The organism is Streptococcus pneumoniae, assembly GCF_001457635.1.
GTDB lineage: Bacteria > Bacillota > Bacilli > Lactobacillales > Streptococcaceae > Streptococcus > Streptococcus pneumoniae.
Map to the genome: position 1 here is coordinate 127933 of NZ_LN831051.1, position 24290 is coordinate 152222.

Annotated in this window: 15 protein-coding genes and 3 pseudogenes; 1 reads left to right on the forward strand and 17 read right to left on the reverse strand. The window is 36.8% G+C overall.

The annotated features are described in order from the left end of the window. Window positions 1-126: 126 nt before the first annotated feature. From AT689_RS00645 to rfbA, 7 genes and pseudogenes are all read right to left on the reverse strand, one after another. Window positions 127-5430 (reverse strand): SpGH101 family endo-alpha-N-acetylgalactosaminidase, encoded by a 5304-nt coding sequence (locus AT689_RS00645; protein ID WP_001032504.1) that lies wholly within the window; start codon window positions 5428-5430, stop codon window positions 127-129. A gap of 300 nt (window positions 5431-5730) precedes the next feature. Then, on the reverse strand, window positions 5731-7713 hold the full coding sequence (locus tag AT689_RS00650) for a peptide ABC transporter substrate-binding protein (RefSeq protein ID WP_000842588.1): 1983 nt from the start codon (window positions 7711-7713) through the stop codon (window positions 5731-5733). Between the two features lie 198 nt (window positions 7714-7911). Then, a pseudogene (locus AT689_RS13770) lies at window positions 7912-9044 on the reverse strand (IS66 family transposase); the annotation flags it as partial. 96 nt (window positions 9045-9140) lie between these two features. Beyond that, window positions 9141-9991, reverse strand: a pseudogene (gene rfbD, locus AT689_RS00665) (dTDP-4-dehydrorhamnose reductase). A 65-nt stretch (window positions 9992-10056) separates the two neighbouring features. Further along, complete coding sequence (gene rfbB, locus AT689_RS00670; RefSeq protein ID WP_000141505.1) at window positions 10057-11106, reverse strand: dTDP-glucose 4,6-dehydratase; 1050 nt, start codon at window positions 11104-11106, stop codon at window positions 10057-10059. Window positions 11107-11115: 9 nt separating this feature from the next. Next, the gene (locus tag AT689_RS00675) at window positions 11116-11712 is read right to left on the reverse strand and encodes a dTDP-4-dehydrorhamnose 3,5-epimerase family protein (RefSeq protein WP_000131462.1); all 597 of its coding nucleotides are present in this window, start codon (window positions 11710-11712) and stop codon (window positions 11116-11118) included. Next, window positions 11713-12570: a glucose-1-phosphate thymidylyltransferase RfbA gene (rfbA, locus tag AT689_RS00680; protein ID WP_000676139.1), complete on the reverse strand. Its 858-nt coding sequence runs from the start codon at window positions 12568-12570 to the stop codon at window positions 11713-11715. A gap of 213 nt (window positions 12571-12783) precedes the next feature. On the opposite strand from rfbA, the pseudogene AT689_RS11250 reads away from it, so the two are divergent. Then, window positions 12784-14090: pseudogene (locus tag AT689_RS11250) on the forward strand (transposase). A 287-nt stretch (window positions 14091-14377) separates the two neighbouring features. Here AT689_RS11250 and AT689_RS00695 read toward each other — a convergent pair. The 10 genes from AT689_RS00695 to cpsC all read right to left on the reverse strand — a co-directional run bounded on the left by AT689_RS00695 (window position 14378) and on the right by cpsC (window position 24290). After that, complete coding sequence (locus AT689_RS00695; protein WP_000268343.1) at window positions 14378-14560, reverse strand: hypothetical protein; 183 nt, start codon at window positions 14558-14560, stop codon at window positions 14378-14380. A gap of 215 nt (window positions 14561-14775) precedes the next feature. Further along, window positions 14776-16008: a nucleotide sugar dehydrogenase gene (locus AT689_RS00700; RefSeq protein ID WP_000685088.1), complete on the reverse strand. Its 1233-nt coding sequence runs from the start codon at window positions 16006-16008 to the stop codon at window positions 14776-14778. A gap of 28 nt (window positions 16009-16036) precedes the next feature. Continuing rightward, on the reverse strand, window positions 16037-17107 hold the full coding sequence (gene gla, locus AT689_RS00705; RefSeq protein ID WP_001214397.1) for a UDP-glucuronate 4-epimerase Gla: 1071 nt from the start codon (window positions 17105-17107) through the stop codon (window positions 16037-16039). A gap of 67 nt (window positions 17108-17174) precedes the next feature. Next, entirely contained in the window at window positions 17175-18344 is a 1170-nt protein-coding gene (locus AT689_RS00710; RefSeq protein ID WP_001818726.1) for an oligosaccharide flippase family protein, read from the reverse strand. 185 nt (window positions 18345-18529) lie between these two features. Beyond that, entirely contained in the window at window positions 18530-19834 is a 1305-nt protein-coding gene (locus AT689_RS00715) for an O-antigen polymerase (protein ID WP_000672721.1), read from the reverse strand. 116 nt (window positions 19835-19950) lie between these two features. Next, window positions 19951-21105, reverse strand: coding sequence for a glycosyltransferase (locus AT689_RS00720; protein ID WP_000862350.1), 1155 nt, complete (start codon window positions 21103-21105; stop codon window positions 19951-19953). After that, the gene (locus tag AT689_RS00725) at window positions 21102-21653 is read right to left on the reverse strand and encodes an acyltransferase (RefSeq protein ID WP_001079795.1); all 552 of its coding nucleotides are present in this window, start codon (window positions 21651-21653) and stop codon (window positions 21102-21104) included. The genes AT689_RS00720 and AT689_RS00725 overlap by 4 nt, the downstream gene beginning before the upstream one ends. Beyond that, entirely contained in the window at window positions 21646-22782 is a 1137-nt protein-coding gene (locus AT689_RS00730; RefSeq protein WP_001053205.1) for a glycosyltransferase family 4 protein, read from the reverse strand. The genes AT689_RS00725 and AT689_RS00730 overlap by 8 nt, the downstream gene beginning before the upstream one ends. 140 nt (window positions 22783-22922) lie before the next feature. After that, window positions 22923-23588 (reverse strand): polysaccharide biosynthesis tyrosine autokinase CpsD, encoded by a 666-nt coding sequence (gene cpsD / locus AT689_RS00735; protein ID WP_001142516.1) that lies wholly within the window; start codon window positions 23586-23588, stop codon window positions 22923-22925. Window positions 23589-23597: 9 nt separating this feature from the next. Next, window positions 23598-24290 (reverse strand): capsular polysaccharide biosynthesis protein CpsC, encoded by a 693-nt coding sequence (gene cpsC / locus AT689_RS00740; protein WP_000664173.1) that lies wholly within the window; start codon window positions 24288-24290, stop codon window positions 23598-23600.

A 24290-nucleotide genomic window follows, 5' to 3' on the forward strand; every position in this document is an offset into this window, starting at 1 on the left:
ACTATTGTATTTATGTGCTTAACAAAAGCCTGAGAAGACATCTTCTCAGGCTTTTTCTGTACTATAAACCTCATTGGAAAAGATAGAGACTGCTTCCGTAATCTTGTTAAGAGGTTTTACTAAATACTAGTCTTTCTTCGTTTTTACTACAAAGAGAGCAGATAGGGCTAGACTAACACTTGCTAGGATGAGGGCTGTGTCAGATTGACTCTCACCTGTTGCTGGCAAGATTTGTTCAGGTGTTTCTGGTCTAGCTATTTCTTGCTTATAATCTGGCGTCTTACCTTGCTCGGAAGCTAAAGAGCTAAGTTTAAACTCAGGTTTCTCTACAGTTGGAGCATCTGGTTTCGTAGCAGAATCTTTTAATTGGTTGAGATAATCTGCAAAGTATTCCACCATTCTTTCCGTCAAGAGATGGTTGTCCGTCGCATATTTCATGCTTGCCTGAAGGCTAGCTACTTCCTCTTGATTGTCTTTGTCTGTTAATTTCTGAGCCTTAGCCAAAGCTGCTTCATAGCCTGACAAGTCAAGAGGTGTTTCTGCTACCTGTGGACGAGTAAAGATGAGTTCCGCTGCAGATTGGTATTTATCGCCACCATCTCCGTAAGTCTTAGTACCTGTAAGGACAATTTTCTTAACCTTAATTGTCTTACCAAAGTCAATGTCTTTTGGCTTATTGTTATCTGGCCAATCAGTTGCAGTAAAGGTATGCTCCTTGCCAGACTCATCTGTCACAACAAGTTTCACATCACGCAAGTTACCATTTGAACCTGATCCACGTGGAACATAACGAAGTCCAGTGATTTCAGTTGGTTCTTTCAAGACCATGGTTGCAGGCTTGCCTACATCTCCACCATTCCAAGATGTATGCCATAGACTAGACACATTGCCATCAAAGGCATTCTCAAGACCTTCACCTGGTTGAGCTGGCGCATCCAAACTTTCAAAGTTTTCTGCTACCAAAGCCGTTTTCTTCTGAACCAAAGCATTCTTCAAAGCTTCAATCTTGGCAATCTCTGCACGCGCTTCTTCCACACTGATATCATCATCGGCCTGACTGAGGTTAAAGACCGCCTCTTTCAAAGCATCCATAGACTCTTTGGTGTAGTTAGTCATGGCAATCGTTGGCAAGTAGTTCTTCAGAGCATTTTCTGTCAACATCTTACCTGTTAGGGTAATTTCTTCGATTTGAAGATTATCCATCATGAAGTCGTTATAACCACGGAAGTTGGCATTTCCACCAGAATCACCACGAGTATTACTTGCATTTCCAGTTGAGTAGATACCTACCCAAGTATCTCCTGTTTCTGCACCTGTCACGAGGAAGGTTGCCTTCTTGGCTTTCTTAGAATCTGTCCAAGTATTTGGCAATTCATGCATTTCCAAGTTGCTTGCTTGAGTACCACGACGACCTGACTGGAATTCTCCCTTACCGACTACAAAAGCATATGTATTGTCTGATCCTGCTTCGTATTCAAAGGTTACACGGTAGGTCTTACCAGCTTCAAAGCGGAAGTTTTGTGGGATGGTTTGGTAAACCAAGTTACGACGGCTCACTAGTCCATTTGTCTTGAGTGACCAATTTCCTTCGATAACATCATCGACTTTCTTACCATTCCAACCACGTTGTGTATATGGATCGTGTTTTTCAGACAAGTGAGTGCGGTTATCTTCAACACCTTCAACACCACCCACTACAAATGGGAAGATACCCTGAGCAACATTTTCAAAGTCTTGCTTGAAGGTGCCTTTACCTGTATCATGCTTGTCTCCGTACATGCTTGAATTGTTTTCAAAGGTACGAATTTCATCAAAGTAAGTTGCTTGATCACCAGCTTCACGACTCAATGTCAGAGTAACATTTGAGACGTCCGATCCAGTTGTAAAGAAGGCGTACATGTTTTGGAAGTAACTTTTATCGTCAACTGTAGCATTGTTACGACGTGTATTGTGGGCGTAGGCTTTTACATAGTTGAGGGCGAGAGACTTATTGGTATAAGTAGTCACTTCTTTTTCACCAGTATTCACAGTGATACTTGCCTTGGCATTACTACGGTTATCGACACCGACATAAACGGCATACTTGGTATTTGGTTTCAAGCCAGTTAATTTCTGAGTGAGACTAACTTTTTCTTTGTTTCCTTGAATACGAAGCATATCGTTTGCCCCTTGAGACTTGACAATTTCTGCCTTAGAAGCATCGCCTGAAATGGTCCAGTGTTTCAAGGTTCCACTGTTAAATCCTTGGTCATAGATGTGCATGCCTTCACTCCATGACATTTCAGGATTGGTTTGTTTTGAACGGTAAAGTACGTATGGTTGATTTGCTAGAAGATCTAGGGTAATTTTACCATCTTTTACAGTTAGTTCTTGCTCTTCTGTCTTACCTTGGTCAGTTAGCTTGTAAAGGTAAACCTTGCTCTTTGCCCAATCGCTTGGAAGGGTCCAAGTTGTTGCACCAACCTGCGTATTGAAGTAGTACATTTTTTCCTTATCAGTAGAAAGTTTCTTACCATTTGCATCCCAGTTCCAAGGAGTCAAGTAAGCTGAACCATCTTGGATGACACGTCCGTTGAGCGTTACTGTACGTTCGCGATATTGTGGGCTATTGACATCATTTGACTTACGAGTTACAACTACTTTATTATTGTCAGTATCTACCAATTCCACTCGCATTTCTGGAGTCCATTTATAGGTGCTACCGTTATCGGTCATAGTCACCGGTGTACCATTTTCCCATTTACTTACAGTGAAGTGTTGGAAGTACTTAGTCATGACGTCATGAGCAAAGAGGTTAGTCACGTAGCCATTGTAGTCACTTCTTCCTTGCCAGCCTTCAAAGTCTTTCATGCTGTAGCCACCTAGCAGTGGATAGTTGGCTGCACCACCATAACTTCTGTAGTCCCCAACCCAAGCATCTTTTTGGTGGTTACGGATAAAGCGGGTGATGGCACTGTTAATACCTTTATTGGTGTAGCCACCGTAGGTCAAGTCAGCTGCCCAGTGATGGAAGGTAGAGTCGTACTCACCACCATGGCCCCACTCGATCGCAAAGCGCCAGCCTTGTTTGTTAATTTCTTTAGCAAGAACGTGGGTAGCCCAGGCACCGTTATCACCTGATTGACCATTACCCCAAACGTCCACATAGATAAAGTCGAGACCGTCACCAAGTTTTTTCTTCAAATCTTCCCAACGTGCCAAACGACCATGAGCTAGGTCATAGGCAGCATCAATGTTGATACCTTGATCTAGCCAGTTCCAACCATAGCTATAGCTTCCATCTGGATTCTTACGGAGAATTTTTTCATTGAAGTATTTAGACTCAGGATAAGTTTCTGAAGCGTTAACGTGGATACCTAGATGAGCTCCATATTTCTTAGCCTTCTCAATTAAGGTCTTGAAGTCTTCGACACCACCGATACGCTTACCAATATCAGCATAGTTCAAGTGACCAGAGTCGTGACCTTCACTACCATATCCTTTAAGGAGAACACCTTGCCCAAGACCATCTGTGTGGAGATTGATTTTCTTGATACCATCCAAGGTCATAAGGAATGGGTTTTGTGCTTGAGAACCAAAGTTCATCGCGATACGGTAAGCTGTGATATCCTTAACTTTTTCCCAACCTTGAGGGTTGTTCATAATGCTACGATAAGCAATGGCACCATCCTGCCAATCGACTTTCTTGTCTGCATTGGCATCTTCAGTGATAACAACCTTAGCCCTTGGAAGTTCCTTCGTGTATTCTGGGAAAACAATGCCCTTATAAGCTTTTTCCCATTGCCATTCAGAGCTGTGGATTCCTACATAGTTGGCATTTCCGACTGTTTCTTTATAAGCTGTCAAACGAGTCCAGTCATTCGAACCACCACCATAGCTGTTTTGAGAGTTACTCCAAACACCAGCAGCAAGCTTATCTGTAGAAACAAATCCATACATGTAACCCTTGGCTAGGTCTTTCATTGGATTGGTTACATCGATATGATCATCTCCGCTGACATGCGTATTGTTTGACATGGTTGCCCCATCAAACTTAGCACCAGTTTGATCACTAGAAACAGAGACTAAAGCATTGCCGAGGAAACTAATAGAAGAAAGTAGTTTTCTTTCGTCATCAATCTTTTGACCTGGAGTGACTTGATTGTGGTTGACAATCTTGGTCACATCAAAGTGCAATTGATTGTCCACAACTTGCAGGCGTACTGTCATTTCCGCATTGATTAAGTGAGCATCATCGCGAAGCTTCATCAAGTACTCTGCTGTTGTCTCATTGATTTTCTTATAAGTGACTTCAGGGGTGATTCGGTGGTTATTGATAAAGACTTGGTTGAACTGTTGCACCTGTCCTGGCAAAGTATGCCCGTTCAAGCTGTATTCCTTGACACGAGGGAAGGCTTGGTCAATCACTGCTTTGAGGACCTTAGACTGGATCGTATCATAAGTCACCTTGCTATCATCAACTTCAGGACCTGTTTCTTTTTCAGCAGGGGTATCCTCTGTTTTTACCCCCTCTTGGTTATCCGTTTTAACGCTGACAACCGTACGGTCATTGCCATAAGTTCCTGCCTTGAGAAGGATCTTCTTCTCATTTTTAAGATGGTCATTGACCGCAGCTGGTAGAGTCACTGTGTCAAAGAGATTGACATCGTTATTGCTGGCATTTAGCTGACCGTCTGACTTGAGAGTGATAGAGAGACGGTTTGTTGATCCTGTTTCAGGAGCAGCAACACGACTACCTCTATACCAAGTGCTAGTTGTTGGAGATTTATACTCCCAGAACCAGCCATCCTTGTCATAACCGACAAAAACATTATTATTGGTATCTTTAAATTTCAAGAAGACACCAAAGCGTGATTTGCCCTTTTCAGAATCTTCTTTGAAGGTTAAATCAACAGTTGCATTTCCATTGGCATCAACGGTCAAGCCCTTCTTTTCAAACAGGGCTGGTTTGCCTGCGTTATCATTTTGAGCAGTTGAGGATAGTTGGTTGTAGCGGACACCTTTTTCTTCTCGGATAGTGACTGTTCCCTGTTGTTCTTTTTTCTCTACCGTTTGCCATTCAGGGGTTACCGTCTTAGGTGTTTCAGGTTTAGCAGCTGCAGGTTTATCCTCTTTTGGTTTTTCTTCAGCCGGTTTTTCTTTTTCAAGTGCTAATAGTTCTTCTTCTGTCTTAGGTCCATCTGTAACTTCTGGAGAACCTTGGTCTTCTCCCACCTTAGGCGCTTCAAAATCACGCCCATCATTCTCTTTTGCTGTTGCAAGAGCAGTAGCTAAATCAGCTGGTAAGTTCGCCGTGGAACCAGACTGCACGCTATCTGCAAGAACCGGACTTGTCCCAAAGAATGCAGCTCCAATCATAACAGAAGCAACACCTAATGAAAATTTCCGAATACTATATTTACAACGTTTTTCAAATAATCCTTTATTCATAAACTTCTAAATCCTTTCATTTTTGAGCAAGCGTTTACATTTTCTTTTTAAAAAATACTCCTTCCTCTGAAAGTGCAATGCTTAACCCTGATAAATAAAAAATAATTATACTTTTAATATAACAAATAATAGCTGAGAAAGCAATAGGAAACAAGTAAAATTAACAAAAATTTTCTCTATTCTGACAAAAAGAGGCTCCAACTTTTGGGGGGCCGTACATTTAGAATCTTTCTTTACAAATGTAAAAAAGGATTCAGCATTCAAGGGAAATACTAAATCCTTTCTTATATTTTGCAACAGTTATTTCACATGTTTTGCGAGATCTTCTTGAGCCTTTTTATTAGACTCTTCTTTTTCTTTCATCCATTTTTCCTGAGCTTTTTGGTATTCATCTACAGTGACTGCCTTGTCTTGAAGTTCCAAGTATTTATACAAGACTGGTTCACTTGTACCTTTATTTCCTGACAATGCAAATGGTATTGTAAATGGCACCATCTTAGACAAGATTGGACGCCCTGTACGAGATGTAGTTGGAATAATCAAAGCACTATCTGTCAACCAAGCTTGGGCTGCAGCGTATTTATCATAGCGTTTAGCAACATCTGTAGTCTCATCACCAGCCTCAGTAACCAATTTTTCGTAGTCATATAGACCTACTTTTTTAGCAGCTACATTATCTTCCCCTGAGTCAAACCCTAAATATGTTTTAGTACTTTCTCCTACAGATGGTTTGATGATATCAAGGTAGGTTGATGGATCGGTAAAGTCTGGACCCCAACCGACATTATCTGATAAATCCCAGTCTTCGCCAGCAGCATTTTCAGCAAAATATGTAATATTGTTTACTTCGTCTTTTTGTAGTTGTTGAATATCAATGACTACATTATCCGCTCCTAAAGTTGCTTCCAAGGATTGTTTCATAGATTGGACGCGCTGAACTTTTGTAGTTGCTGTTTGGTCAACTGGCATATCCAAATGAATTGGGAATGTCACACCTTCTGCTTGTAAGGCTGATTTAGCTTTAGCAAATTCAGCCTTGGCTTTTTCTGGATTGTAAAGACCATCCTGAGAATCTGCAAGATTAACATCCTTCCATTCATCCCCATAAGTAACCAATTTCTCTTTGACCATATCGCCAAAGTTTTTACCATCTGCTTGAACAAATGTTGGTGGAACAAAGATATTACGTAAGATTTTGCTTGCTCCAGTTTGTCCATTCAACTGAGAGGCATAGGCTGTACGATCAAAACCAAAGGCAATAGCCTGACGGAAATCCTTGTTTAAGAGAGCCTTTTTAGTCGATGCCTTTTGTTCGTCGCTGGTCTTAGATGTGTATTTATAGGACTGACGGTCAATATTTGTACCAACTAGATACGTAATAGAGTCTTGTTGAGTATAGACAATATTGTCCTTCATACTCTTCTCAAGCTCTGCGAAACTTGCACTTGTTGGATAGAGACGAGCTGCTGTAAGGCTACCATCTTTAAAGTTTTCTGCAGGTTTGCTGGTATCTTGACCATCCCAGAATGACAATTTAACTTTGTCAATATGCACATTGTCCTTATCCCAGTAGTTCGGATTTTTCGCAAATTCAACAGAGGATTTGGTCACAATGGATTTCAACAAATAAGGACCGTTATACAAGAGACTACTTGGATCCGTAGCTTTGGCAAAATCATCTCCTTTTGAATTCAAAAACTCTTCATTAACTGGCGCAAGCACACCCATGGTTGTCTTAGAATTCCAGAAGCTTTCTGGTTTGTTCAAAGTGTACTGAACTGTCTGTTCATCCAGAGCCTTAATTCCTACTTGTGAGAAATCTTTGATTTCCCCTTTTACATAGGCATCCAACCCTTTGATTGATTCTTGAACAAGGTAAAGAGCATCTGATTTTTTATCAGCAGCATATTTTAGTCCTGTTACAAAGTCTTGAGCTTTGACTGCCGCGTATTCTTCACCTTCAGAAGTATACCATTTTGCATCCTTACGGATAGTATAAGTGTAAGTCAATCCATCCTTGGATACAGACCAATCCTCAGCCATAGACGGCACAAAGTTCCCGTAGCGATCATTTTCTAGCAAACCATCAACCACGTTACTGGTAATATTTGCTGTCGCAGCCTTAGCAGTTGTCAAATAGTTGAGGTTATCAGGGTCTGTCTCATAAATGTATGAGAATGTCTTCTCACCTTTAGTGCTTGAACCTGATCCATAGCATGCAGCTAAAGTAGTCGCCGCCAATAATGTCACGCCCGCAAGGGCAAATAGTTTTGAACTTTTCATCATTTTCTCCTTTAAAACTTTCTCTCCATTATAGACTCTTTTCAGAAAGATGTCAACAGAATTTTCAGAATTTTTGAAAATTATTTTTCAAACAACATCTTTGCAAAAAATATGAATATCGTAACCGCCCAATAACGAAGTCTATTGAAAAATCTCCAGACTAGAGAACTCACGGATAGTTCCTAATCTGGAGATTTCTTATTTGCACTTTTCTTGTACAACTTTAGTCCACGGTAAATAGGCCTCTAAAATCTCTTTGTTTACGAGAGTTTCCTCGTTTGGAAGACATTCTAGAAGATAGGATAGATATTTCTCGCTATTTAATTATAATAGCTCTTGCTTTAGCTCCTTCAAAACTTTGAGAAAATAACCACCCTCGCTTTTTTAAACTGAGCTTAGGCTAAAAGAGTCCACTGGACTCTTTTACTCCGTCCCATAACCAATGATTTAATGGCGCATTCAGCTAGATTATTGGAAAGGACCAGATGTCCGTCTTTCAAAATAGTCTTAAAGGTTTCTTCATACTTGAGGCTGTATTCAATTGCCCTTCCTAGTTTTGAACCTGCTAAAACTGACTGACGCCGGCACCAAGCAAAGAAGTCTTCCATTAGGGGCTGGAGATGTTCTTGACGTTTCTGTAGTCGTTCATCAGCTGGCAAAGCCTCCCAGTCTCTTTCCAAGGAAAATAACTGATCACAATAAGCTAAACCTTTAGCTCCTAAGGATGATTTATCCGTTTGCTTGGGGGGCGCTTCAAAAAACTTCCTTCTCACATGTGCCCAACATCCAACAAGTTCAGCTTCTTCCAGTTGACGATAAGCTTCTAGCGGTTCGCAGTTTACCAAGCTTAGCGTCGCCTTGCTCCTAAACCTTGGACTGCTATCGCATAGGCAGAACTAGAGGACTAAAGTCCTAAGTTACTGCCGCAACATATCACAATGCACATAGCCAGAATAATCTCCTAGGAATTCTTGTACTACTAAACCACTCCGACGCTGATCATGGTGGTACAGCGTGATTGCTTGATTCTCAGCTTTCCCAGACAAAAAAGTCCAATAGTAGGTCAGATGGCTATCACTCTCTAGAACCCGATAAGAGGTTTCATCCGCATGAAGAAGAGGTTGTTCTAACAACTTTTCTCGTAAAAGGTTATAAAGGGACTCTAAATAGTATTGACTTGCCTTGATATGCCAATTAGAGATTTCCTTACGTGTGATTGGTAAACCCATCCTAGCCCAATCTTCTTCTTGGCGATAATTGGGTACCTTCAGATTAAACTTCTGATGGATGGTGTGAGCGATAATAGAAACTGAGCCAAAGCTATGCACCAAAGAGACCAGCACCAACAACAAGATAATTGTACATCTTAAGCTCCTTTGGAGTTCATTATCTGCCTCTTTTATTAGACTAGAAAATCATTCTACTACTTATCTCACTTCTTGTTTGTAAAATTCTTGCAATGCATCTTGCCAAGTTGGAATAACAAATCCAGTAGCTTTGGCTTTGGCCAGGCTCATCGTTGAGTTTAGCGGACGTTGAGCTTTGGCTGGAAATTGACTGGATCTACTGGCTTGACTTCGACATCTGTATCTTTCAAAATTTCAACTGCAAAATCATACCATGTTGTGTCTTCTGTCGCATCATTTGACAAATGATAATAACCAAATTCCTTACGATTTTCAGCTAGGTAGATCATGAATTCAGCCAAGGTACGAGTCCAAGTCGGACGACCGTACTGGTCATTTACAACTGTTAAAGTCTTATGAGTTTTCGCAAGATTTTGCATGGTAAAAACGAAGTTTTTGCCATAATTTCCAAATACCCAGGCAGTACGGATAATATAGAAATTAGACACATGCTTCTCAACTAACTCTTCCCCCATACGCTTAGTGCGTCCATATTCTGTCTGTGGATCTGGTCGGTCATCAACTTCCCACTCTTGTCCAACTGGTTTCTTACCGTCAAAGACCTAGTCCGTAGAAATATAAACTAGAGTTGCACCATGCTTTTCAGATGCTTTTGCGACATTTTTTGTCCCCATCACATTGATGGCGAAGTCCAACTCTTTTCCTTCATCCTCTGCTGCATCAACAGCGGTGTAGGCTGCACAATGGTAGACTAAAGTCGGTTTCACCTCTTCAAAAACTTTCTCAACCATTTCTTCATTGGTAATGTCCATCTCAGCCACATCTACTGCCACGTATTCTTCATTACGTTCATCCAATAAATAGCGAAGTTCCGTTCCTAATTGGCCATTTGCCCCTGTAATTAAAATCATCTCTAGACCTTTCTAATATGTAACTCTTCCCAATATAGCAATAAAAAGCAGCGATTTCCTGCTTTTTATACTGTAATAATCTCCTGAGTCTTAGCATAATTGGCTTCAACAGCTTCTTTTTCTGCTTTCCACCATTCTTGGTTATCTGTATACCACTTGATTGTTGCCTTGAGCCCAGCTTCAAAGTTGGTAAATTCAGGTTTCCACCCCAACTCATCACGGAGCTTGCTGGCATCAATCGCATAGCGAAGGTCATGTCCTGCACGGTCAGTCACATGATCATAGGCATCCGTAGCTTGTCCCATTTCCTTAAGGATAAGTTCCAAAACTTCCTTATTGTTCTTCTCACCATCAGCCCCAATCAAGTAGGTTTCACCGATTTGCCCTTTTGTCAAGATTGTCCAAACTCCTGAAGAATGGTCATTGGTATGAATCCAGTCACGAACGTTCTTACCTTCACCGTAAAGTTTTGGCTTAATTCCACTTAGGATGTTAGTAATCTGACGTGGGATGAATTTTTCGATATGTTGATAAGGACCGTAGTTATTTGAACAGTTGGAAATCGTTGCCTTGACTCCAAAAGAACGCACCCAGGCTTTGACAATCAAGTCTGATGCGGCCTTGGTTGATGAGTACGGAGAGCTTGGGTTGTATTTTGTTTCAGCAGTAAATTTCTCACCTGGTCCTTCACCATGACCTGGCAAATCTTCTCGTAAAGGGAGATCCCCATAAACTTCATCTGTCGATACATGGTGGAAGCGAATATCATACTTACGAGCAGCTTCTAAAAGAGTATAGATTCCAATGAAGTTAGTATGAATAAATGGCGATGGATCATTGAGCGAATTATCATTGTGGCTTTCCGCTGCATAATGAACGATAGCATCTGCTTGAGCAACCAACTTGTCTACCAACTCCGCATCAGCAATGTCACCAACAACTAACTCAACACGATTGCCTAAAATTTCCTCAATATTCGCGCGGTTTCCAGCATAAGTCAACTTATCTAGGACTGTCACGTGAACATCTGGAAAGTTCTCGTAAACATAATGGACAAAGTTAGAACCGATAAAGCCAGCTCCACCTGTCACGATAATATTTTTGTATTCAGTCATATTCTTTCCTTATTCCAAATCTTCTTTTTTCAAAGGCTTCACGTCCTTAAGTAGGGGATGATGTTTGTCTGCTTCAGATACGTCTGCTTCTTCCAGATTTTCCCATTCAATACCAAGGCTTGGATCAGCGTAGTTCACAAAGGCATACTTGGGTTTGAGTTCAAGAGCCCAGTAATCATTGACCAGATAGCTATATGACACTGTATCTGATAAAACTTGGAAGCCATTAGCTACGCCTCGAGGAACAAAGATTCCCTTGCTTGCATCAATTACTGTCTGATAGGTATTCCCAAAGGTTTCACCCTCGCGTAGATCAACCCAAGAACCCAGAACTTTCCCTCCATCTGCTACAGAGATGTACTTATCCCAAGGCTCTGCGTGGAGGCCTCGAAGGACATTTTTACGTGAGAAGGATACATTGTTTTGCAATTTTCCTTCTGCAAAGAAAGACTCTGGAAATCCAAGTGGAAGCACTTTTTCCTTTTGGAAATTTTCTTTAAACCAGCCACGATTATCTCCATGAACGGGGATATCAAACTCCAACATGCCTGGAATAGCTTCAACCTTGCGTGCCGCAAGCGTCTTACCGAAAAAATTATCTGTCATCTATGCTTCTCCAATCAAACGGAGCAGATACTGTCCGTATTCATTTTTCTTAAGTGGTTGGGCTAAGGCCAATACATCTTCTCGACTGATATAGCCCATACGGTAAGCAATTTCTTCTAAGTTTGCTACCTGAACATTTTGCATCCGTTGCACTGTTTCGATGTACTGTGAAGCCTCTAGTAAACTTTCATGAGTTCCAGTATTCAGCCAAGCAAAGCCACGTCCCATAAGCTCAACAGACAAATCACCACGATCTAGGTAAGCCTTGTTTACATCTGTAATTTCCAGTTCACCACGAGGGCTTGGTTTAATACTCTTGGCAATTTCGACAACATCGTTATCATAGAAATACAGTCCTGTCACTGCATAGTTGGAGCGAGGATACTCCGGTTTTTCTTCTATGGAAATAGCATTCATGTCTGTATCAAACTCAACCACACCAAAACGCTCTGGATCCTTCACTTGGTAGCCAAAAACAGTCGCACCTTTCTCTTTCTTGGCTGCTTTTTGAAGCATTGTGCTCAGACCAGGACCATGGTAGATATTGTCGCCTAAAATCAAGGCAACGCTATCGTCAGAAATAAACTCTTCCCCAATTGCCAAACCATCTGTACTTGGTTGCTCTGCATAAGAAAGTTTGATCCCAAACTCAGATCCGTCTTGAAGAAGCTCTTGAAATCGATGTAAATCCTGTGGAGTGGAAATAATCAAAATATCCCTAATCCCAGCCAACATCAATGTTGAAAGTGGGTAGTAAATCATCGGTTTATCATAAACCGGCATAAGTTGTTTTGACGCAGCGCGAGTCAAAGGATATAAACGTGTCCCCGAACCACCTGCTAGAATAATACCTTTCATAGTAGGGTACCTTTCTTTGTTATTTTAGAGTCAATTACTATTAATTGTGTACTGCTCTAAAAAGAAAACAATCATCCCATGTTTTATATGGCTCTATAATATTTGTAGTGGGTAAATCCACTATAGATATTATGGAGCCTATTTTGTTGTAGAAAAAAAGTCCCATATGACCTATAATGAAAAGCGACCAAACAACTCATTAGAAAGATTCATATGGAACAATTACATTTTATCACAAAACTGCTCGATATTAAAGACCCAAACATCAAGATTCTAGATATCATCAATATGGATACCCACAAAGAAATTATCGCTAAGCTGGATTATGAGGCTCCATCTTGCCCTGATTGTGGAAGTCTAATGAAGAAATATGACTTTCAAAAACCGTCTAAGATCCCTTATCTTGAAACGACTGGTATGCCTACTAGAATTCTCCTTAGAAAGCGTCGATTCAAGTGCTATCACTGTTCAAAAATGATGGTCGCTGAAACTTCTATCGTCAAGAAGAATCACCAAATCCCTCGTATCATCAACCAAAAGATTGCTCAAAAGTTAATTGAAAAGATTTCTATGACTGATATTGCCCATCAGCTTTCCATCTCAACTTCAACTGTTATTCGTAAGCTCAATGATTTTCACTTTAAACATGATTTTTCTTGTCTTCCTGAGATTATGTCTTGGGATGAGTATGCTTTTACAAAGGGAAAGATGAGCTTCATTGCGCAAGATTTTAACAATCTCAATATCATCACTGTTCTTGAGGGTAGAACACAAGCTATCATTCGAAATCACTTTCTTCGCTACGATAGAGTTGTCCGATGTCGCGTCAAAATCATTACTATGGATATGTTTAGCCCTTACTATGACTTGGCTAAACAGTTTCGCTTTCAAATTTCTAGGCTCAGGCTGAAACAGTCTCCCAGACTGTTTCACTCCCGAATGCTAAAATCGTGTTGGATCGCTTTCACATTGTACAACATCTTAGCCGTGCTATGAGTCGTGTGCGTGTTCAAATCATAAATCAGTTTCATCGAAAATCCCATGAATACAAGGCTATCAAGCGCTACTGGAAACTCATTCAATAGGATAGTCGTAAACTGAGTGATAAACATTTTTATCGTCCTACTTTTCGTATGCATTGAACCAATAAAGAGATTTTAAACAAGCTTTTGAGTTATTCGGAAGACTTGAAACACCACTATCAACTCTATCAGCTCTTGCTTTTTCATTTCCAGAATAAGGAACCAGAGAAATTTTTCGGACTTATTGAGGACAATCTTAAGCAGGTTCATCCTATTTTTCAGACTGTCTTTAAAACCTTCCTCAAAGATAAAGAAAAGATTGTCAACGCCCTTCAACTACACTATTCTAACGCCAAACTGGAAGCGACCAATAATCTCATCAAACTTATCAAGCGCAATGCCTTTGGTTTTCGAAACTTTGAAAACTTCAAAAAACGGATTTTCATCGCTCTGAACATCAAAAAAGAAAGGACGAAATTTGTCCTTTCTCGAGCTTAGCTGACTTCAACCCACTACAGTTGACAAAGAGCCTAAAAATTCACTTACTTCATATTACATTTAGCATGAAATGAAATAAGCGAATTCTACTTTGTTTGCATACAATTAAAAATCAATTCCTAAGGATGTTTTAAATAACTGTGTAAAAGGCATAATTTCACCATTTCTTAGTTTTTCAATGCTAAATTACATAGTAACTGGAGAGCTATTAGAAATCTCTAACTTCCTCATAGTTAAAAAATGACAATGAGATACTTATTGATTTCAATTCATTAACAGAATACGAACTAGACAAGTGAGTTCGTCTCCTTAACAAACACTTCCAAGCGTTTACTTTCCTCATTCAGTCGTCGTAATCTACAACTTACATCATCAGATAAGTCATACTCACCATTTAGAATAGATAGAATATGTTGTTTTTCTTCTTCAGTCTTCTCTTCAATAAGCACATTTTTAAAAATTACTGCCATTATCAGCACCTCACTTCGAAGGAATATATGCAACTATATCCTATTAAGTCAATCTCTACTGACAAAAGAAGTATATTTACTTCACTAAGTGCGAGCGAGAATATAGAAATATCTTTATTGTTTTAGATGAGTTGTCGCTATCCTCCAGCTAGTTTTTAACTATTCTATCATTCAAATGATATAGATTATTAGGGACTAGAAATATACAAATTGATTTAATCTCTCTTAAAAATATCCCTAGTATAAACTTTACCCCTCACATCTTCTAAAGTCTCATCAAAACGATTTGCAACAATCACTTGACTAGATTTCTTAAATATTTCAAAATCATTAACTACTTGACTACCATAGAAAGTAGTACCACTTTCAAGAGTTGGTTCGTAAATAATAATAGTAACACCTTTTGCTTTCAAACGCTTCATAATACCTTGAATAGAAGATTGTCTAAAATTATCTGAATTACTTTTCATTGTTAAACGATAAATTCCTACAACAATCTCTTTTTCTTTATCTGGTTTATAGAAATCATTGCCTACATAAGATCCAGCAAGATCTAAAATACGATCTGCAATATAATCTTTTCTTGTCCGATTACTTTGTACTATAGCTGTTATCATTTCTTGTGGAACGTCAGAATAATTTGCAAGAAGTTGCTTGGTATCTTTAGGAAGACAGTAACCCCCATAACCAAAAGAAGGATTATTGTAGTGAGAACCTATTCTCGGATCTAAACAAACTCCATCAATAATCGCTTGAGTATCTAGTCCTTTCATCTCAGAATAAGTATCTAACTCGTTAAAATAGGAAACCCGGAGGGCAAGATAGGTATTAGCAAAAAGTTTTACTGCTTCAGCTTCTGTAAAATCCATATACAATGTTTCAATATTTTCTTTCACTGCACCTTCCTGAAGCATTTTTACAAAAATTTCAGCAGACTTTACCAAATCTTTATCATCTTTATCTGTACCTATAATAATTCGACTCGGATATAGGTTATCATATAACGCTTTTGACTCCCGTAAAAACTCAGGACTAAACATAATATTGTCTGTAAGAAATTTCCTCCGTACTGACTTTGTATATCCAACAGGAACAGTACTTTTAATTATTATAATTGCATCAGGATTATATTTCATAACTGCTTCAATGACAGCCTCGACTGAAGATGTATCGAAAAAATTTTTTTTCGGATCATAATTAGTTGGAGCCGCAATAACTATAAAATCCGCATTCTCATATGCTTCCTCTGCATTCAATGTAGCTACGAGATTCAATTCTTTTTCCGCGAGATATTTTTCTATATAATCGTCTTGGATAGGGGACTTCTTTTTATTGATTAACTCAACTTTCTCAGGAATGATATCTACGGCAACAACTTGATGATGTTGAGCCAGTAAGATTGCAATAGATAATCCAACATATCCTGTACCTGCTACTGCTATTTTCATAATTTTTTCCTTTCTCAAAACACTCTCGTTATACATTATAGTAGTCTTTATACCACTCTGCAAACTTTCTCAAACCTTCTCGTAAAGAAGTTTTTGGTTTAAAACCAAAATCTCTCTCTAAATCACTTGTATCTGCATAAGTAACAGGAACATCGCCTGGTTGCATAGGAACTAATTTTTTATGACTATCAAAATCATAATTTTCCGGCAAAACTCCTGCCTTGATTAGCTCCTGTTGAAGAACATCCACAAAATCTAACAAATTTTCGGGTTTACTATTCCCAATATTGTACACTTTATATGGGGCTAACGGTAAATTATCAGATCCCACTAGTTTCTTCGGAGCTGATTGCATGACCCTTACTATCCCCTCAACGATATCATCTATATAAGTAAAATCTCGTTTACAATTACCATGATTATAAATCTCAATATCGGAACCACTTCGCAATTTATCTGTAAATCCAAAATAGGCCATATCTGGGCGCCCAGCAGGACCATAAACTGTAAAAAAGCGTAAGCCTGTCGAAGGAATATTGTAAATCTTTGAATAAGCATACGCTTGAAGTTCATTTGTTTTTTTAGTCGCAGCATATAGTGAAATAGGATTGTCTACCTTATCTTCTGTTGCAAACGGGATTTTTTTATTTCCACCATATACCGATGAGGACGATGCATAAACTAAGTGTTCCACACCACCATCATATATCTCATACGAATGACGACAAGCTTCCAACACATTATGAAAGCCAACGATATTACTTTCTATATATACATCTGGATTTGTAATGGAGTAGCGTACTCCTGCCTGGGCAGCTAGATTAACAACAATCTGAGGATGATAACTCTTAAAAATCTTATTAATAAGCATTTTATCTGCAATATCACCCTTGATAAATATCCAGTTTTTTTCTGGATAATCCTGAATTAGCTTATTAAGTTGAAGCAATCGATAATCTTTAAGTGCAATATCATAGTAATCATTCAAATTGTCCAAACCAATGATTGTCATCGTTCCTTCTAATTCCAATAATTTCCTAACCAGATTTGATCCAATAAAACCAGCTACTCCTGTAATTAGAATTGTTTTTCCTCTCATATCATAATACCTCTTGTTATTTTTATATTTTCATCCACTAATACACATTCTTTAACAACTATTATAATCAATTTCTAAGATAATCTATAATAAAAAACAAACCACATACAGTATAAGAGATTGCTGATGCTATCGCAGCTCCTGTAATTTGGTAGTTAGGAATTAAGTACCAGTTTAAACTTATATTTATCAAAGCCGACACAGATAAAATTTTTATAGCTACACTCTGTTTACCCTGAGATATATAAATTGGTTGTAAAATTTTAAAGAAAATCATCGATAAGCTTCCTAAAAAAATGACTAATGTTATAGGAAATGCCTTTATATAACTGGAACCATAAAGGAGCGTAATCGCAAATTCTCCAAAAGAAAGAAATCCAATAATTAATAAAATCATAAATAGAAATGATACTTTTATTGCATTTATTGCTTTATTTTTCTCAAAAGTTCTTTTAGCCGAATCACCAAATAAAATCTCTTTAAATGAGTCTGGAACCATCAAAAACATATTAGAAAACGTAACTGCGACACTGTATATACCTACATTATAACTACTAGACATTTGCTTCAACATTATGATATCAATACTATAATTAAATGTAATTAATAGAGTAAGAATCATAGAAAGAAATCCAAACTTATATATAGTGAAAAATTCTTTAATACTAATATGTTCAAAAACTGGGAACATATTGTAATAGTATAAAAATAAAATGATACGTAAAAATTCATTAATAGCATATACCAAAAATACCATCTCTATAGAAACTAAATGAAATAGTAACAACAATACTAGCATAACGGAATATACTACGCTTACTCCTAATACAATCTTATTCCTCTTTATACTATTTTCTATTACTGCAATCATAGTAAGATTTGTTCTCATAATAGATAGACTGGACAAAACTATTATTACCCCACCATAATCTATCGGAACATCAGCTAAAACTATTATTAAACCTATTATTCCAAACAATAATCCTTGAATAAAAGTTAAAAAAACAAATTTATTCTGATACTCATTAGAATGATTCCTTTTAAAGGTCGAGTAAGCCTGACCTAAACCAACTCCACCTAAAATATAAAAAATTTCTACTAAGTTCATTACATAGGCATAATCTCCTTTTTTTTCAACACCTAATCCCCTATTAATTATAATTGAGGATAAAAGTGTTAATAAGATTAACAAAAATTTACTCGTTAAAGCAAACCAATATTTCTTAGATAGTCTCACTTATTTTCTCCGTATGTTAAATTTTATAACAGTAAATTTAAAATTATAGTATATTGAAATAGAATATGAACAAAACGATTAGGGAATTTAAAGTAATTTATAAAAATTCTTTAGAAGCTGCATTGTACTACTCCAACTTCAAACCACTATAGTATCAAAAAGTATACCCCACCTTTTTAAATAAACTACTCACCACCCATTTCATCCAATGGTGATATCAACACCATTCTATTGATAAAAACAATAACCAATGTTCCCAATATAGCATATTTAAGTAATGGAGATAATATGTTAGCAAAATCAGCACGAGTAGAATAAATAAAAATAGGTATCATATACAGATATATCAGCATCCCGTATATATTTCTTTGAGCGTTTATATAAAGAAATCTCATCAAAAAGCCTGTTAGCATAAAAATCATTACAATTCCAAAGTATCCTCCATTCACATATCCCTCTCCCACAAGAGTAAAACCATATTTGGTTGAATGTACGTTTGGAAAAAAGGTGTCCATAAACCAAGTTTGATTAGAATACCCCGTATTATAAAAAATTCTTACTATGTCATTAAAAAAAGAACGACCTTCGAAATAATTGCCCATATTATGTAATATCAGAATCTGTAAATTACGACTAGCTGATACAAACTCACCATCTAGCAAATCAAACCAAATATTATTTGTATTTATAGATGAAACTTGCCCACTTAATAAAGTATATTTAAAAACTGCAGATAACGGAATCAGTAGTGCCGCAAGCGGAACTAACATTACAAGATAAAAACGTTTTATTTTGTGAAAGTAAAATAATATAATCACATCAAGGATGAATAAAGTAAACATATAATCTCTTTCCCCTGTAACGATAGAGAAGAGACAGATAACTATCGCTGTGTTAGTATTACAATTTAGTAGTCTCCATTTTTTAGTACTCAACTGTATAAATAGCTGATATGTATGAATGAGAATCATAAAATAAACCAAAGAAAATACTAACATTATCACAATATTGGCACCTGAATATATTTCCCCTTTATTTCTAAAACCACTTCCTAATAGATATATAATTGCTACTGTTGTGATAAACGTATTCATATTATTGAGAAATAATAAATAGTTATTGTTATTTAGGTTTATTTTCCTTTCGCTTAACACAATGGCTTTAGAAGGTAGAGTTAACAACAAAGTTGCCAAAGCCAGCCATTGCATGAAAATCAAATCTTTTGTATAACCATAGTTTATATACTCCATTCTATAGAGTAGCGGGTAAGAAATAGAATAAATAGTAAAGAAGCTACTATACCACACATAGGGATGAAAAATATTAAATTTCACAATTATCATTGCCATAAAACTTAAAAAAATCATTGAAAATAATGGAATTGTAACATCATTATTTTCACTGCATAAAATTAAAGTCCCTGAAAAAACTACACCTACTAGAAGTATTATTTTATTTTTTATATCATTTGATTGTAGACTAAACTTCATTTACTTTTTTCCTTTAACTAATAATTTAAACGTAATGCGTATTCAAAAATTTGATTGGCTATGTAGTCAGTTTTTATAGCATATTTAATATATCGAAACGGATTTTCCATCGCATTTTAATCTAAACCATCAGAATTATTTAATTCTCTTCTAATTTGAGCAAAATAGTCACTTCTGCGTTTATTTAATACACTCGAAAGAAATTTTTTTGAGAATTCAAACTGTTTTATCACCATCTTTTCCTTATCCATACTAATAAAATCTATAATAGATCCCGCAATCGCTTGTGAAGAGGATGGAGTAAATAGACAATGTGGCCCCAGCAACTCTGGAATTCCTGCTTTATTAGACCCTATACAAGGGCAAGCACGGCTCATAGCTTCAATTACCGCACGAGGTAACCCTTCTTGTAAACTTGGTTGTATATATAAATCAACTTTATCCAAATACTCATAAATTTGTGATGTAGTCAATTCCCCTAAAAAATGGATTCTATTCGCTACTCCCAATTCCTCTGCTTTCTTTTTTAAGAAACTTTGATCACCATCACCTGCTAAATAATAATCCAACAAAATACCTTGTATTTCTAATCTCTTCATTGCTTCCAATACAAATCTATGGCCCTTGGCTCGTACATTCACAGATGCTGTTGTCATTATTGAAATTTTTTGAGGATTAAATTTTTTCAACTTATAAAGACGGCTCTTCAAAGATCTATTCTCTACAGAGGTAATATTAACATTTGAAGCAACGATATTAGATTTAATATTAGGATATCTATCTTGTAAATATTTTTCTGTCACGTATATGCAATAATTAGCGTTTTTTACAATTGATTTAGTTTTGGCGTATATATATGGAGCTAATAATTTTCCCTTTAAACTATGATACCAGTAAGAATCCCAAGCATCCCCCATTATTTCTGTCAGATACGGCTTACCTATCTTCAATGCGTAGTCTGCAGTTTTTGATCCAATTATAGACGGAATACGAACAACTATTAAGTCGCTATCAATCATTCCTTCAATAATCTTATTTTTATTTTGACCAAATAGAACCTGATGTAGACCTTCTATAGGGATAAATTTATTAATAAAGTTCGCTTTATGATATCCTTCAGGGTATGATTCCACCTTCTCATAACGACTACATAGTACAATCTCTCCAAATGCTTTAGCATAGCGCTCATAAATAAAATAAGCTTTCGGTTTTAAATATATTTCATTTTTATAGATTGTACATCTAAATTCAGTCGCTATAAATACTTTCATAATTTCATCTCCCTTGATAAACGTTTCTGAATAAATATAGTATCAGCTGGAATATCCTTTGTTACAACACTTCCTGCTGCAACCACACTATTCTCACCAATACTCACTCCCTTCAAGACAATGCTGTTAGCTCCAATCCAAACATTTTCTCCAATCATAACTGGGGCCGTCTTAAATTTTTTTGCTTTCAATCCACCTGGAACACTAACATCATAGTCATGATCATATATAAGTACTCCAGGACCACATTTTACTCCAGATTTAATATCTATGTATTTACGACAAGCTATCATACAATTATTACTCAAAAATACATCATCAGAAATCTTGAGTTTTGCTCCTTTTCTAACTTTCAATACTCCCCCGGCGTTTACTCTAATCTTTTTTCCTAAGATTAATTTAGCATTAGATTCCTGTTCGACAGTTACATTCTTTCCAAATTTTAAAAAATAATGAAAAGTAAGATCCTTGTTTCGACACACTTTTAATAATATCAAGCAAATATTTGCACGAAGTAAACCAACAATATTTTTTATAATCCTATTCATCTAAAGCTCCTTTTATTTTATCTAAATAAGCATCTATAATAATTTGACGAGAAAAATATTGCTCTATATACATTCTCCCTTGAAGTCCCATCTCTTTTCGTTTTTCATTTTCTAGACCTAAAAAAACTTCCAATATAGAGACTAGTTCCTCAACATTTCCCCCTTGAAATATATAGCCTGTCTCTCTATCTTTAACAATTTCTTTGCAACCTGGATTATCTGTCGTAATTAAAACACGTCCTGAACTAGCGTTTTCTAGTAATACATTGCTCATTCCTTCACCATACACACTGGGATGGATAATTGCATGGGAACGGGTAATATGAGGTATCACATCTTTTTGTTGTCCCAAATAATAAACGATTCCTTTTTTTTCTAAGTCACAAATTTTAAGTTCATAATTACTCTCTGTCGGTTCTATAAAGCCAATAATATTAAACTCTGTTTTGGGATATCGACTCTTAATAATTTGGGCAGCAGCCAGATAAGTATCTATACCTTTTTCTTTTAATATCCTACCAATAAAATTAAAAACGATTGTTTCTCCTTGAATTCCATTTCCACCATTTGGATACTGTTGCACAGGATACTTTTCAATGTTCACTCCTGACCCAGGTATCAGCTTAGAGTCACCCAAAATCAAGCCAAGAGTTTTTAACATTTTCATATTATATTCATTTTGAAAAAAAACACAATTTGATTTCCTAAAAGAAATTCTAAACAGTAATAACACCAGGCTTCTTACACAAGAACCCATTGTTAAGACACTACCTAAACCTGTTACGTTATTTATATATTTTATTCCTAAAATTGTTGCAGCTAGGCTAGCATATACATTTGGTTTCACGGTATATGTCAAGACTACATCCGGTCTATATTTTCTCAATAATCTTATATAACTAAGAAATAGACGAATATCTTTTAAAGGGTTTATTCCTCTTCTATCAATAGTAATATCTTCATACTCAAATTGAATAGACTTCATCAACTCTATCTTATCTCCATAAGGACATGACACTAGCACTTCATACCCATACTCAACTAGTGACTCTATAACTTCTTTTCGAAAACAATAGATATCATCGTCATGATTAGTTATTAACATAATTTTTTTCTTTTGTAAATTCATCAAAATAATCTTCCTAAAATATAATTAACCGCTACTCCATTATCCTTTACAACTATCATTTTAAAAATAGTAATTTTCTATAAGTAATTGTTTCCAAATTGTGACACTTTAAAATTCTATACACATATAGAACTTACAAACTATTTACGACCGTAAACTCCATACTTATCAACCGAGATATCCAATTTATTTAAAACAACTCCCAGGAACAGTTTCCCTGTTTGTTCTAATTGTTGTTTCGCTTTTTGGACATCACGTTTATTCGCCTCACCTGTTGCTGTTATCAAGATGGACGCATCACACTTTTGAGTGATAATTGCCGCATCAATAACAATTCCAATAGGTGGTGTATCAACAATGATATAATCAAAATATTTACGCAATGTTTCAATCATATCATTAAAATTTTTACTTTGTAACAAGGCTGTAGGGTTTGGTGATACAGATCCCGATTGAACTACAAATAAATTTTCAATATTTGTATCACATAAACCGTGAGATAAATCAGCTGTCCCAGATAAAAATTCTGTTAGCCCTGTAATTTTTTCACGAGATTTAAAAAATCCTGACATAACTGAATTTCGAATATCGCCATCGAACAAAAGAGTTTTATAGCCTGCACGCGCAAATGACATTGCTATATTTACGGAAGTAGTTGTTTTTCCTTCCCCCGGATTAACAGAAGTAACGGAAATTACTTTTAGTTTATCTCCGCTCAACTGTATATTTGTACACAAGGTATTGTAATATTCTTCTGCCTTCTTAATGAACTCCAGTTTTTTTTGTGCTATTTCTAATGTCGGCATCTCTCTCTCCTATTTCAACTTACCCAAGTTTGGTACAACTCCCAAAAGTGTCATCTGCAGTGCATTTTCGATATCTTCCGGACGTTTCACACGAGTGTCCAAAAGTTCAAGAAGAAGAACTATAACACTAGTTCCAATCACCCCTGCCAAAAAACCAATTAGTGTATTGCGTTTAATATTTGGCGAAGACGGTGATATCGCCGGTCTTGCCTCCTCCAGTGTTGTCACATCAGAAACACGAGTAATACTGATAATTTTTTGAGCAGCTACTTCTCTTAAAGAGTTAGCGATACGGCTTGCCTCTTCAGGAACTCGATCACTAACTGAAACAGAGACAATACGGGTATCAACTGGTACTGTTACTTTAATTTTATTAGCCAAACCTTTTGGCATCAAATCTAGTTTCAAATCAGAAATAACTTCCTCCAAAACATCCTGCGATAGGACAATTTCACGATAGTCTTTAACCAAGTATGCTCCTGCCTGCAAGTCTTGATTGGTTAAACCAGGCTTCTCTCCCTGATTACGGTTAACTACATAAATCCGAGTCGTACTAGTAAACTCAGGTTTGATAACAAAAGTACTGTAGGCAAAAGCAACTGAAGAAGTTATAATTGCCACTAATAAAATGACCAACTTTCTTTTCCATAAAGCTCTGAATAGTTGCAATACATCGATTTCCAAAGTGTTTTGTTCCTTCAT